Origin of the sequence: Nioella sp. (assembly GCF_964229645.1) — a bacterium.
Taxonomy (GTDB): domain Bacteria; phylum Pseudomonadota; class Alphaproteobacteria; order Rhodobacterales; family Rhodobacteraceae; genus Nioella.
Window position 1 is genome coordinate 1 of record NZ_CAXREX010000091.1, and the last position, 13180, is coordinate 13180.

Consider the following 13180-nt stretch of genomic DNA (forward strand, 5'->3'; position numbering starts at 1 on the left):
TGCAGCGACACGTCACGCAGCACCGTCCGGCCCGCGAAGGAGCAGGTCAGATTACGGACGTCCAGACGGGGGGGAGTGTGCACGGGGATTTCCGATCAATTGCCTCGGGTTTCGCGGATCACAGCCCTGAAACGGCGGTTCAAGCGTCGTGATCAGCACGCCACCGGTCGATCTGGGGGGCTCAGCGGCGCGCGAGAGATCTGGCAGGGACTTTCACATCTCATCTCAATTTGCTGGAATCCCTGTGCAAATATACTTGATCCACAAACTTATCCACAGAAAACAAAGCCGCGATTCATCGGTTTGACGGCCCCGTCCAGGTGAGAAGAACTCGTTCAGCGTCCCAATCTGGTATCAGATCGCGAACGTCCGGAAATCCACTCAAAACCGCCCTGAATTCCCATATTTGATCAAAATTATTGACGCGTGCGTTGTCTCTTGCCGAGCTTTTACCACCCACGGCCAGCTGAATCTTTTTTGAGTCCGTAAATGTGGAATCTTCAAGCCAGATTTAGACAAAGAACGAATTTTCAAGATCGTGAATCTGGAATCTCGTAACAGCTGATTTTGACTCGTTTTTCCTGAATCTCGTCTGACAATCGAGAAGTCTTCAACGATCTGCTCAGAGTCTGATCAAGAATCCGCGCATTGGCAGGACAAGACGCAGGATCAGTTGCACTTTTCCCCTGCGCGCTCCCATTCATCCTGCGCCGTCCGGCCGGGATTTCATCAAACTGTGCTGCAGAAAGAGTCAAGGATTCCATAAGGATTCAGGCAGAGTCTGAGACTCCGCTTGAACCAGGAATAACCTTTGGAAACGACCTCAGAGCGTGCTGTTCACCGCACCGCCATCCAAGAGCAGGTTCTGACCCACGATAAAGCCCGCATATTGCGAGCAGAGGAACGCGCAGGCCGCCCCGAATTCCTCGGCCGTGCCGTAGCGGCCGGCAGGAATGGTGGCTTCGCGGCGTGTCTTGGCTTCTTCCAGCGAGATCCCCTGCGCTTCGGCCGCGCCGGTATCGAGCGAAATCGCCCGGTCGGTCGCGTGAATGCCAGGCAGCAGGTTGTTGATGACCACGCCCGATCCCGCCACCTGGCGAGAGGTCCCGGCGACATAGCCCGTCAGGCCCGCGCGCGCGGAATTCGACAGGCCCAGAACCGGGATCGGCGACTTGACCGATTGCGAGGTGATGTTGACCACACGCCCCCATCCCCGCTCCATCATGCCGGGCAAAACCGCTTTCATCAGCGCGATCGGGGTCAGCATGTTGGCGTCCAGCGCCTTGATGAAATCTTCGCGTTCCCAGTCAGACCAGAGCCCCGGCGGAGGCCCGCCGGCATTGGTCACCAGGATATCGAGCGCGCCTGCGGCCTCCAGCACGGCGGCACGGCCCGCATCGGTGGTGATGTCCGCCGCGACCGTCGTCACCTCGACGCCGTGGGCCGCGCGAATCTCGGTCGCTGCCCGTTCCAGGGCCTCCGCGCCCCGCGCGTTCATCACGAGGTTCACGCCATTGGCGGCCAGCATCTCGGCACAGCCACGCCCCAGGCCCTTCGACGAAGCGCAGACAAGCGCCCTCTTGCCCGCAATTCCCAGATCCATGCCAGCCTCCCCTGCTGTGTTAAGCTTTCGTTAACCACCGGCTTACCATCCTCGCGCAGCGCCTGCCACCTTCTGTCCGCTTGATCTGCGTTGCGCCGGGGATTAGCGAAAGATCAGTAGCCCGGAGCCCCAGTTCATGTCCCGCAGACCCGCACAGTTCAGCTTTCCCACCTACCCCGTTTCCGATTTCCGGGTGCATTGGGGGGCGAATGAAGGCGACCCGATCGGGGGCGCCAATGACGTGGTGGCGGGCGACAACTACCGGCTGGAACGAGAGGCCCGGCCAAGGCAGCTTGCCATCTGGGACGGTCCTTCGGGAACCGAGGTCGCCGACGGGTCAGACATGGGCCAGCCCGGTGACCGGGTGCTGCTGGAGGTCTGCCACAGCCTGATGGCGCCGGGCGGAACGCTGGTGGAACTGCTGATCCTGACCGTGACCGGAGAGGCCGACACCGCCCGCGTGTTCCTGCCGCTCGCCCCGGTCGAACCGCGCGGCGAATACGAACTGGTCGCTTCCGAGGCCGAAAGCGCCCCCAAGCGGCTGGCCGATATCGCCTCGGTCAGCTTCATCGCGGGCACGCGCCTGACGCTGGCCAACGGCCGCCAGGTGCCGGTCGAAGAGCTGCGAGCTGGCGAGCGCCTGCTGACACGCGACCACGGCCCGCGCGAGATCCGCTGGATCGGCCAGCAGGTGCAACGCGCCACGGGGGCGCTCGCGCCCATCCTGATCCGCGAGGGCACGCTCAATGTCGCCAATGACCTGAGGCTCTTTCCACATCACCGGCTGTTCATCTGGCAGCGCGATGACACGATTGGCGCAGGCCGGTCCGAGGTGCTGATAAAGGCCACGCACCTTGTGAATGGAAGCACCGTTCTGCGCGAGGAAGGCGGGTTCATCGAAAGCTACCAGATCCTCTTCGATGCCCATGAGATCATCTATGCCGAGGGTGTCGCGGTCGAAAGCCTGCTGGTCACGCCCCAGACCCGCGCCGCCCTGCCCGGCAATCTGGAGGTTGCGCAGTCCGATGCCGACCGCATGCTCGCACAGGATATCGAGGTCGATGGCGCGGGGCTTGCTGGCGACGGCGACACCGCCGACAGGCTGACGCGAGCCAGTCGCGGCCAGCGCAGCGACGACTAGGCCGCCTCGCTCCGACGCCCCGCATAAGCTAGGTGCGCTGCCAGCCAAAGCTGGTCGAGCGCGGACAGTTCGTGGCGGTCGAAGCGCTCGGCCTCTTCCCAATACCGGCCAGACGGCGCGAAATAGGCCAGTTCGGCTTCGCGCATCTGGGCTTCGCGAAAATCCTCCAGCTCGGTCGGAGAGCCAGGGGCCTGAAGATGCGGCAGGGCGGGCAGCGTCGCGCGTGGAAAGACCAATCGCGACCGGGCTGCGCGCGACAGGTTCACACAGCGACAGCCAGCCTGGGCCGCCAACAGCATCAGCCGGGCCGACTTGGCCTCCAGCGATTGCAGGGTGATGTCCTCGCGCAGCGGATCGGCCTCGCCCGTGCCATAGAAATGGGTGTTGCCCGTGGCGGGGTAGACCATGTCGCAGCCCAGGAAGGCCATGACCTCGGGGCGCAGTGTGTCGAGCGCCCAGTAGCCCGCGGTAAAGGCCATGGTGCCACCGGCATAGACAAAGCCGCCAAGGCGGTTCTGCGCGGGCACGTATTGCGCCGCCGTGATCACCCGCTGGCCGGTTTCCAGCCGGTCCGGGTGCCGGTCGGCGGGAAAGTCCTCGGGGTGGATCAGGTGCGTCCAGGCCGGATGCACCCGCCAGGCGTTGTTGATGGCCACCACCGCGTCGAACCCGGACAGGTCCCAGTCCCGGCAATCGGTTGCATTGGGTCCGCTGCCCAGGATGAGAACGCGTTTGGTCATGGGGTGGCCCGCCTGTTTGACTGTCCTGATCCAAACCTAGCCCGGATTTCGCACAGGGCAACGCTGTCGCAGCCCTCTTGCCCCGCCCCCCGGCCCTTCCCACCTATTATCTATCGAGAGGGGGAGAAACCGACCATGACCGAGACCTATCTCGTCGCGACCGACATGTCCGCCCGCAGCGACCGGGCCGTGCGCCGCGCCTTCCGCCTGGCGCGCCAGAACGGGGCAGAGGTGATCGTGGCCCATATCGTCGATGATGCGCCGCCGCCCGATGTGGCCGCGCGGCACCTGGAGGCCTCACGAGAAGCGCTCGATCGCTTCGTCGGACGGCTCGACCTGCACGACAGGGCCGAGATCATCGTGAAATTCGGCGATCCCACGGCCGACATCATCGAGCTGGTCCGAACCCGCCGCCCCGGCCTGCTGATCATGGGCACCCATCGGCCCCGCCCCTTCCTGGACGCCCTGCGCGAAACCACGGCGCAGCGCATCGTGCGGATGACGAATTGCCCAGTCCTGATGGTGCGCGACCGCGAGGATCATGACTATGAGCAGGTGATCGCGGCCACCGACTTCTCACCGGCCGCGACCGCCGCGATCGAGCAGGCCGCGCAGCTCTCGCCCGGCGCTCGCATCCTGCCGGTTCATGCCTTTCACGTGCCCTATGGCGGGCTCATGGCTGCCTCGCCGGGCGGAACCGATGAGATCGCCGCCAGTTTCCGGCTGGAGGCGCAGGAGGCAGACGCCCGCTGGCGCGACACCACGACCCTGCCGGAAAGCTGCGGGGCGACCTCGATCCTGTCGGGCAGCGTCATGGCAGCACTGGAGCAGGAGATCGCGCGCATCGGTGCCACGCTGGTCACGGCGGGTGCGCACGGGCGCGTCGGGGCCGTGCGGGCGATCCTGGGCAGCGTGGCGACCGACCTGATGCGGATGCCGCCCTGTGACGTGCTGATCGCGCGCCCGCGCTGACCGCTCTGCAAATCCTTGCCAATTCCCATGGCTGCGCCTATACGCGCGGCCATGTTGGACACGCCCTCGAACCGCCCCGAATTGCCGCCTGAAATCGCCCGCCGCCGGACCTTCGCGATCATTTCGCACCCCGACGCCGGCAAGACGACGCTGACGGAAAAATTCCTCCTCTACGGGGGCGCCATCCAGATGGCCGGACAGGTGCGTGCCAAGGGCGAGGCGCGGCGCACGCGTTCGGACTTCATGAAGATGGAACAGGACAGGGGCATCTCGGTCTCGGCCTCGGCCATGTCCTTCGACTACGGCAAGTTCCGCTTCAACCTGGTCGACACGCCCGGCCACTCGGATTTCTCGGAAGACACCTACCGCACGCTCACCGCTGTCGATGCCGCGATCATGGTGATCGACGGCGCCAAGGGCGTGGAAAGCCAGACCCAGAAACTGTTTGAAGTCTGCCGCCTGCGCGATCTGCCGATCCTGACCTTCTGTAACAAGATGGACCGCGAAAGCCGCGACACGTTCGAGATCATCGACGAGATCCAGGAAAACCTGGCCATTGACGTGACACCGGCCAGCTGGCCCATCGGGGTCGGGCGCGAGTTCCTGGGCTGCTACGACCTGCTGCGCGACCGGCTGGAACTGATGGACCGCGCCGACCGCAACAAGGTGGCGGAATCGATCAAGATCGAGGGGCTGGACGATCCGGCTCTGGACAAGCACATCCCCGCGGACCTTCTGGAAAAGCTGCGCGAAGAGGTCGAGATGGCGCGCGAGCTGCTGCCGCCGCTTGACAAGCAGAGCTTTCTCGAAGGCCACCTGACGCCGATCTGGTTCGGCTCGGCCATCAACAGTTTCGGCGTCAAGGAACTGATGGACGGCATCGCGGGCTATGGCCCGGAACCGCAGGTGCAGACCGCCGAACCGCGCGAGGTTTCGCCCGAGGAAAAGAAGGTCACGGGCTTCGTCTTCAAGGTGCAGGCCAACATGGACCCCAAGCACCGCGACCGGGTGGCCTTCGTCCGCCTCGTGTCGGGCCATTTCGAGCGCGGCATGAAACTGACCCACGTGCGCTCCAAGAAGCCGATGGCAGTGTCGAACCCGGTGCTGTTCCTGGCCGCCGACCGCGAACTGGCCGAAGAGGCCTGGGCGGGCGACATCATCGGCATTCCCAACCACGGGCAACTGCGCATCGGCGATGCGCTGACCGAGGGCGAGACGTTGCGCTTTACCGGCATCCCCTCCTTCGCGCCGGAACTGCTGCAGACCTGTCGGGCGGGCGACCCGATGAAGGCCAAGCACATGGAAAAGGCGCTGATGCAATTCGCCGAGGAAGGCGCGGCCAAGGTCTTCAAGCCGACCTTTGGCTCAGGCTTTATCGTGGGGGTCGTGGGTGCGCTGCAATTCGAGGTGCTGGCCAGCCGGATCGAACTGGAATACGGCCTGCCCGTGCGCTTCGAGCCGTCGCAGTTCACCTCGGCCCGGTGGGTCAAGGGCGAGCGCCTGGCCGTGGAAAAATTCGCCGCCGCCAACAAGCAGCACATGGCCGCCGACAATGACGGCGACCCGGTCTTCCTGACCCGCCTGCAATGGGACATCGACCGCGTGGTGCGCGACTACCCCGAGATCACCCTGTCGGCGACCAAGGAAATGATGGTCTGACGGTCCCATCCGGGACCGGCTAACCACATATCGAGCGTTAATCCCCCGTTAAGATTTGCCGGGCTACGCACGGGGGCATGTATCGGTATCTAGTGCTTTGTGTGGGCCTCGCCGCGTGCGTTTCCGCAGGCGGCGAGTTCGCATCCCCCGATGCAGGGCTGACGGGCCGGTATTCCCGGCAGGTGGTGGTGTCCGACCACCCGCATCACGTCCTTTACGGCCACATGGCGCGCCTCACCGATGGCGAAACCGAGGTCCTGGCGCTTGTCATCTCGCACCGCCGCGACGGGGTGCATCGCCTGCGCTTTTCCCAGGCCCTGCTGCCTTCGGGCCGTCCCCTGCCCTTTCGCAGGCTCGATCCCCGGCTTGGTTGCAGCCACGGCCATTGCCGCAATGACGCCATCGGGTTCATCGCCCTGACAGAGGCCATGGTCGCCGAGGCAGGCCGCGCCGGGTTCCGCGCCCTCCTGGTGGGTCCCTCGGGCAGCATCCCGCTCGCGGTGCCGCCCGCGCCCTTCGCTGCGGTCGCGCAACACTAGAAAACACCAGCCCCACAGGGATTTGACCCTGACACGCAATTCCTTTATGTGCACGGGCAGCATCGCGATGCGCGCGATGGCAATACGCGGGGCGCGACGTGGCAGAGGCGCTCCACTCACCTTCGCGGGCAGATCCGCCCGCCAGACTGGACGCATATGACCAAATTCTCCGATCTCAGCCTTAATCCCAAGGTTCTGAAAGCCATTGCCGAAGCCGGCTACGAAGAGCCGACGCCGATTCAGGCAGGCGCCATCCCCCCAGCCCTCGAAGGCCGCGACGTTCTGGGCATCGCGCAGACGGGCACCGGCAAGACCGCCAGCTTCACTCTTCCGATGATCACCGCGCTGGCCCGTGGCCGCGCCCGCGCCCGGATGCCGCGCAGCCTGGTGCTGTGCCCCACGCGCGAACTGGCCGCGCAGGTGGCGGAAAACTTCGACACCTACGCCAAATACGTGAAGCTGACCAAGGCGCTGCTCATTGGCGGCGTCAGCTTCAAGGAACAGGACCAGCTGATCGACAAGGGCGTTGATGTGCTGATCGCGACGCCGGGCCGCCTGCTCGACCATTTCGAGCGCGGCAAGCTTATCCTGTCGGACGTGAAGGTCATGGTGGTCGACGAGGCCGACCGGATGCTCGACATGGGCTTCATCCCCGATATCGAACGCATTTTCGGCCTGACGCCCTTTACCCGCCAGACGCTTTTCTTCTCGGCCACCATGGCGCCCGAGATCGAGCGCATCACCAACACCTTCCTGTCGAACCCCGCCAAGATCGAAGTGGCACGGCAGTCCACGACCTCGGACACGATCACGCAGTAGCTGGTGGAATTCAAACCCTCGCGGCGCGACCAGACCGCCAAGGAAAAGCGCGAGATGCTGCGCGCGATCATCAATGCCGAGGGCGAGGCCTGCACCAACGCGATCATCTTCTGCAACCGCAAGGTGGATGTGGATATCGTCGCCAAGTCGCTGAAAAAGCACGGCTATAACGCCGAGCCCATTCACGGCGACCTGGATCAGTCGCACCGGATGCGCACGCTGGACGGGTTCCGCGACGGGTCGATCAAGTTCCTCGTGGCCTCGGACGTGGCCGCGCGCGGGCTCGACATTCCGAACGTGAGCCACGTGTTCAACTACGACGTGCCCGGCCATGCCGAGGACTACGTGCACCGTATCGGGCGCACGGGTCGCGCAGGGCGCAAGGGCACGGCGGTGATGATCGCGGTTCCCGCCGACGACAAGCTGCTGGCAGCCATCGAAACCCTGATCGACAAGCCGGTGCCACGCGCAGACGCGCCGTGGCAGCCGAGCGAGGCCCCCGCGCGCCGGTCCAAATCCGACGAAGCGGGCGACGAGGGGGACAAGGGGGACAAGGGCAAGCGCCGTGGGCGCGGCCGTGGCCGCAAGTCCGAGGACAAGGCCGAAGAGCCGGCCCCTGCTGTCGTGGAAGAGGACGCGCCCAAGCAAGACCGCCGGTCGGAGCGTCGCGGCGACAAGCGGTCGGACGGACGCTCGGACGGGCGCGGTCGTGGCGGCCGTGGCCGGGGCGAGCAGATCGTGGGCATGGGCGACCACATGCCGAGCTTCATCGCGCTGAGCTTTGCAGAGCGCCGTGGAGAAACGGAGCCGCCCGCTGAGACCGCCGACAGCGCGGCCGAGACCCCGGACAGCCCCGAGGGCGAAGACGCCGCCTGAGGCGCGCTCAGTCGATCAGCGCATCCCCCCGCTGGCCTGCCCGTTCGTGATGGATGGGCAGGGTGCGGCCGTAAAGCTGCCGGGTGCGTTCCGGTGCGCCAACCATGCCCGGCTCTTCCACGTAGGAAAAGATCGCCACGTAGCGCCTGCGCGCGCCTTTCAGCGGCGCGACCCGGTGCAGCGAATAGCGCCCCTTGAACAGTTGCAGATCGCCCGGCTCCAGGTTCAGAACCTTGACCCGGTCTGACTGGCCTTTCAGAACGCGCGCCACCTCGTCGAAATTCTCGGTCTTCTCGCGGATCATCGGGGCATATTCAAAGGCTCCGCCCGCCTCGGCGTTCTGGATGGCCAGCGTCACCGTGTAATTGTTGGTGTCGAAATGCCAGGGGAAGCCGTTGCCCTCCTCGGCCATGTTCACGATGACATCGGCAAGCGGGTCCGCGTAGCGATAAAACCGCTCTTCCTGCAAACAGTCGCGGATGAAGTCGTCGAAGCCCGCGCTGTCATGGATCACGCGCAGCGGCCCGTCCTTGGCAAAGCTGTCGGCGGGAATGAAGGCGTTCGAGCGGTCGAAGAACTGCCGGCGTGGGTCGTCCTGGGGCAGATCGGGGTTGTCTGCGGTGAAGTAGGCATTGGTGCGGTTGAAGCTGCGATGGCCTTGGTCAGACACGCCGTCGGCCTCGTGTGTCAGCGCCGCGATGCCTGCCTGGCTTAGGAACCCCTTGATGACCGCGCAGCCGTCACGCGCGAGATCGGCCCGCACCCTGGCAAGCAGGGCATCGCGCTCCGGCCCGTCCTGGTGGATCGGGTAGCGTGCCCGGTCGATCAGATCATCGGCGATCCACATGGTATCCTCCCTTTGCCGTTTCCATCAGCAAAGGGCAGGCCAGCAGGGCCGGTCTAACGGGAAATCGACCTTGTCGGGGTCGCGTTCAGGCCGCCATCAGGCGCGAGACGATGACCGCGACCTCGGGCTTGCGCCCGATTTCCGACACGCAGACCTGCCGGACGATGCGCTTGACCTCGTCCTCGATCTTGTCGTCATCCATGACCGTCTTGCGATTCATGCGCGGCAGGGCGCTGGCGAGCTGATCCTCGATCATTTCGGCCAGAGCATCGTGGCCGACCATCTCGGGCAGGCCGCGTGTCTCGACCCAGCAATCCTCCAGCGGCTCGTCATCCTCGTCGATGATGAGCGCCACCATCACGATGCCGTTGAGCGCCAGCTTCATCCGCTCGCGCACCACGCCGTCGAGCGCCCCGATAATGCGGGAACCATCGAGATAGGCGCGCGTGACATCCACATGCTCGACAACGCCCGGGGCGTTGCCCGACAGCTCCACCATGGACCCGTTGGTCGCCAGAACCGGCGTGATGCCCGCCTCGGCCCCGACCCGGCAATGTTCGCGCAGGTGGCGGTGCTCGCCGTGGTTGGGAACCAGAATCTGCGGTTTCACCAGCCCGTGCATCTTCATCAGGTCAGGCCGGTTCGCATGTCCCGAAACGTGGTAGAAGCCCGACTGCTCATCCACGATCTCGACCCCGATTTCCGACAGCGCATTCTGGATGCGGCCCACGGAGACCTCGTTGCCCGGAATGGTCTTGGAGGAGAACAGGAACGTATCCCCTTCCTTGAGCTCATGGCCCAGGTAGCGCCCGCGGCTCAGCGCGGCAGAGGCGGCACGACGTTCGCCCTGGCTGCCAGTCACGATCAGCATCAGGTTCTCGCGCGGCACCTGCGTGGCTTCCTCGGGGCTGACGGTCGAGGGAAAATCGGTCAGGACGCCGGTTTCGACGCCGGCCGTCACCATGCGCTTCATCGCCCGGCCCATGAGACAGACGGTGCGCCCGGCCTCGCGGCCCGCCTCGGCCAGCGTTTTGACCCGCGCGATGTTGGAGGCGAAGGTCGTGGCCACGACCATACCGCGTGCATTGGCCACAAGCTCGCCGATAGGCTTGGGCAACTCGCTTTCGCTGCGCCCCGCGTGGCGCGAAAAGACGTTGGTGGAATCGCAGATCAGGGCGCGCACACCTGCCTTGCCGATCTCCTCCCACATCGCTTCGTCAAAAGGTTCGCCGACGCGGGGGTTGTGGTCGATCTTGAAGTCGCCCGAATGCACGACGCGGCCCTCGGGCGTGTCGATGACCAGCCCGGCCGCCTCGGGGATCGAGTGCGACATGGGCGCGAAGCCCACGGTGAAGGGGCCAGCCGTGACCGTTTCAGGCCAGGTCGGCGCGACCTGAACCATTGCCGGGTCCTGGCCTGCCTCCTCCATCTTGCGGGCGGCGATATTGGCGGTGAAGGGGCGCGCGAAGACCGGCACCTTGGGGAAATGGCGATAGAGATGGCCAAGGGCGCCCACGTGGTCTTCATGGGCATGGGTGATGAAGATGCCCTCGACCCGGTCGGCGCGCTCGGCCAGCCACGCCACGTCGGGCAGGATCAGGTCCACACCCGGCGTGCCGTCCATGTCGGGGAAGCTCACGCCCACATCGACGAGGATGAGCCGTTCCTTGCCCTGCGGCCCGTAGCCGTAGACATAGGCGTTCATCCCGATCTCCCCCGCGCCGCCGAGGGGAAGGTAGATCAGTCGAGGTGCGGAGGTCATATCTGCCCGTTTTCCTTGTTGTAGCGATGGATCACGGTCAGGCCGTGGATCGTCAGATCGTCTTCGATCAGGTCAAATAGCACATCGCCCTGAGAGAACAATGGCGCAAGGCCGCCGGTGCCGATGATGCGCATGGGCTTGTCATACTCGGCGCGGATGCGATCGCAGATCCCGCGCACAAGGCCCACGTAGCCCCAGAAGATGCCCGATTGCATGCAGGCCACGGTGTTGGTGCCGATCACGGCCTGCGGCTTGGTCACGTCCACATGGGGCAACGCGGCGGCGGCGTGGTGCAGGGCTTCGAGGCTGAGGTTCACGCCGGGCGCGATGACGCCCCCCACGTAGGCCCCATCATGGGCCACCACGTCGAAGGTGGTGGCGGTGCCGAAATCCACGACAATGAGGTCGCCGCCGTGCCGGTCAAAGGCGGCGGCGGCATTGACCAGCCGGTCCGGCCCCACCTGCGTGCCCGCATCGACGCGCGGCGGGTTCGGAAGCAGGCAGTCAGGCTTGCCCACCACCAGCGGGCGGCAATCGAAATACCGGTCGCAGAGAACGCGCAGGTTGAAGACAACGCGCGGAACGGTGGACGAGATGATGCAATCGGTGATCTTCACGTCCAGTTTCTTGTGCGCCATCAGCGTGGACAGCCACACGAAATACTGGTCCGCGGTGCGCTGATGCTCGGTCGTGGTGCGGAAAGTCGCAAGGATCCGGGCACCGTCCCAGATCGAAAAGACGGTATTCGTATTGCCGGTGTCGATGGCCAGAAGCATGGGCGGCGTCCCCCCGTAGAGATCAGAAGAAGATGTCGGCCGCGGGAATCACCCGGCGACCCTTGGCCGTGGTCAGGATCAGGTTACCTGCCTCGTCGATGGTCTCAAACCGCCCGGTGATGGTCTCGGACGTGGTGCGGGCGGTGATCGTCTCGCCAAGCCGCGCGGCCTCGTTCAGCCAGGCGGTGCGGATGGGTGCGAAACCGTAGGTGCTGAACTGCTCTTCCAGCCGAGCAAAGGCGGGCGCCAGAAGATCGAGAAAGGCCTCGGGGCTGATGCGCGTTCCGGTTTCCGACAGCAGGCTGACAGGCGGCACCGCGCCAGGCTCCACCTGGTCCGCGCCGGGGGCGGCCACGAGGTTCACCCCGATCCCGATGATGAGATGGCTGACCCCCTGCCCCGCACCGACGCTTTCGAGGAGAATGCCGGCAACCTTGCCGCCATTGAGGAGAACGTCATTGGGCCATTTGAGCTTGAAGGAGGCGTCCCGACCCGTTGCCGCGACGAAGGCCTCGCGCAGCGCCAATGCCGCCACGAAGCTGCGCAGCGCGGCGGCGGCGGGCGGCCCGTCGGGCCGCATCACCAAAGAGGCGAAGAAATTGCCCTGGGGAGAGGCCCAGGCCCGGCCTCGACGGCCATGGCCGGCCGTCTGTTCCAGCGCCAGAACCCATTCCGCAGACGCAAGAGAGGGCGCAATGCGTGCGCCCTCTGCCATGGTGCTGTCGACCGATTGCAGAACCCTGCGGCCTACGCCTTCGGGCCAGTCTTGCATCGCTTAGCGCACCAGCGTTGCGGCGGCGGCTTCGGCCAGGCCATCGACGCCGAAGAGGTTGAACACCCCAAGCAGCATGATCGCGCCAGCAGCCACCAAACCTGCATAGGCCATCGCACCCATCTTGCCGTCGATGCCTTCCCGCTCTTCGCCGAAATACATGAAGTAGACGATGCGCAGGTAGTAGAAGGCGCCGATGACCGAGGCGATGACACCAAAGACGGCGACCCAGATCAGGCCCGCATCCACGGCGGCCAGCAGCACGGCGTATTTGCCGAAGAAGCCCACCAGCGGCGGAACACCGGCCAGCGAGAACATCAGCAGCAGGATCGCCAGGGCCTTGGTCGGCTCTTTCGAGGCGAAGGCGTTGAGCGACGAGATCGTGGTGACGTGGCGGCCATCCTTCTCCATCGACAGGATGAAGGCAAAGGTGCCGATATTCATGGTCACGTAGATCGCCATGTAGATCAGCATCGCGCTGACGCCCTGCTCGGTGCCCGAGGAAAGACCCATAAGGGCAAAGCCCATATGCGAGATCGAGGAATAGGCCATCAGGCGCTTGATGTCGGTCTGCCCGATCGCGGCAATCGCGCCGATGAACATGGACAGGACCGCCAGAAGCGCCACCACCTGCTGCCAGTCCGCCACGACACCGCCGAAGGCGTCGTGCACGA

11 protein-coding genes and 1 pseudogene are annotated in these 13180 nt (G+C 65.0%); 5 read left to right on the top strand and 7 right to left on the bottom strand.

Annotation, left to right across the window (positions count from 1 at the left end):
• Positions 1–823: 823 nt before the first annotated feature.
• Positions 824–1603, bottom strand: a complete 780-nt coding sequence (locus ACEQXV_RS06085) for an SDR family oxidoreductase (protein ID WP_370268324.1) — start codon at positions 1601–1603, stop codon at positions 824–826.
• Positions 1604–1739: 136 nt separating this feature from the next.
• Here ACEQXV_RS06085 and ACEQXV_RS06090 point away from each other — a divergent pair, with 136 nt between their 5' ends.
• The gene (locus ACEQXV_RS06090) at positions 1740–2744 is read left to right on the top strand and encodes a Hint domain-containing protein (protein ID WP_370268325.1); all 1005 of its coding nucleotides are present in this window, start codon (positions 1740–1742) and stop codon (positions 2742–2744) included.
• On the opposite strand, the gene ACEQXV_RS06095 is transcribed toward ACEQXV_RS06090, so the two are convergent.
• Complete coding sequence (locus ACEQXV_RS06095) at positions 2741–3484, bottom strand: hypothetical protein (protein ID WP_370268327.1); 744 nt, start codon at positions 3482–3484, stop codon at positions 2741–2743. The two genes, ACEQXV_RS06090 and ACEQXV_RS06095, sit on opposite strands and share 4 nt — an antisense overlap.
• 135 nt (positions 3485–3619) lie before the next feature.
• Here ACEQXV_RS06095 and ACEQXV_RS06100 point away from each other — a divergent pair, with 135 nt between their 5' ends.
• The 4 genes and pseudogenes from ACEQXV_RS06100 (at position 3620) to ACEQXV_RS06115 (ending at position 8349) form a co-directional block, all read left to right on the top strand.
• Entirely contained in the window at positions 3620–4456 is an 837-nt protein-coding gene (locus ACEQXV_RS06100) for a universal stress protein (protein WP_370268328.1), read from the top strand.
• A 51-nt stretch (positions 4457–4507) separates the two neighbouring features.
• Positions 4508–6115 carry a peptide chain release factor 3 gene (locus ACEQXV_RS06105; RefSeq protein ID WP_370268329.1) on the top strand — a complete coding sequence of 536 codons (1608 nt, stop codon included), beginning with the start codon at positions 4508–4510 and terminating at the stop codon, positions 6113–6115.
• Between the two features lie 77 nt (positions 6116–6192).
• On the top strand, positions 6193–6654 hold the full coding sequence (locus ACEQXV_RS06110) for a hypothetical protein (protein WP_370252130.1): 462 nt from the start codon (positions 6193–6195) through the stop codon (positions 6652–6654).
• 156 nt (positions 6655–6810) lie between these two features.
• Positions 6811–8349: pseudogene (locus tag ACEQXV_RS06115) on the top strand (DEAD/DEAH box helicase).
• Between the two features lie 7 nt (positions 8350–8356).
• Here ACEQXV_RS06115 and ACEQXV_RS06120 read toward each other — a convergent pair.
• The 5 genes from ACEQXV_RS06120 to ACEQXV_RS06140 form a co-directional block, all read right to left on the bottom strand.
• On the bottom strand, positions 8357–9196 hold the full coding sequence (locus tag ACEQXV_RS06120; protein WP_370268331.1) for a hypothetical protein: 840 nt from the start codon (positions 9194–9196) through the stop codon (positions 8357–8359).
• Between the two features lie 85 nt (positions 9197–9281).
• A complete protein-coding gene (locus tag ACEQXV_RS06125) occupies positions 9282–10958 on the bottom strand; it encodes a ribonuclease J (RefSeq protein ID WP_370268332.1) in 1677 nt (558 codons plus the stop codon).
• Positions 10955–11734 carry a type III pantothenate kinase gene (locus ACEQXV_RS06130; RefSeq protein WP_370250955.1) on the bottom strand — a complete coding sequence of 260 codons (780 nt, stop codon included), beginning with the start codon at positions 11732–11734 and terminating at the stop codon, positions 10955–10957. Before ACEQXV_RS06130 ends, ACEQXV_RS06125 begins: the two co-directional genes overlap by 4 nt.
• Before the next feature lie 22 nt (positions 11735–11756).
• On the bottom strand, positions 11757–12506 hold the full coding sequence (locus ACEQXV_RS06135; RefSeq protein WP_370268333.1) for a biotin--[acetyl-CoA-carboxylase] ligase: 750 nt from the start codon (positions 12504–12506) through the stop codon (positions 11757–11759).
• A gap of 3 nt (positions 12507–12509) precedes the next feature.
• Positions 12510–13180 (bottom strand): NADH-quinone oxidoreductase subunit N (locus tag ACEQXV_RS06140; protein ID WP_370268334.1); only part of this gene is annotated, 671 nt, incomplete at its 5' end.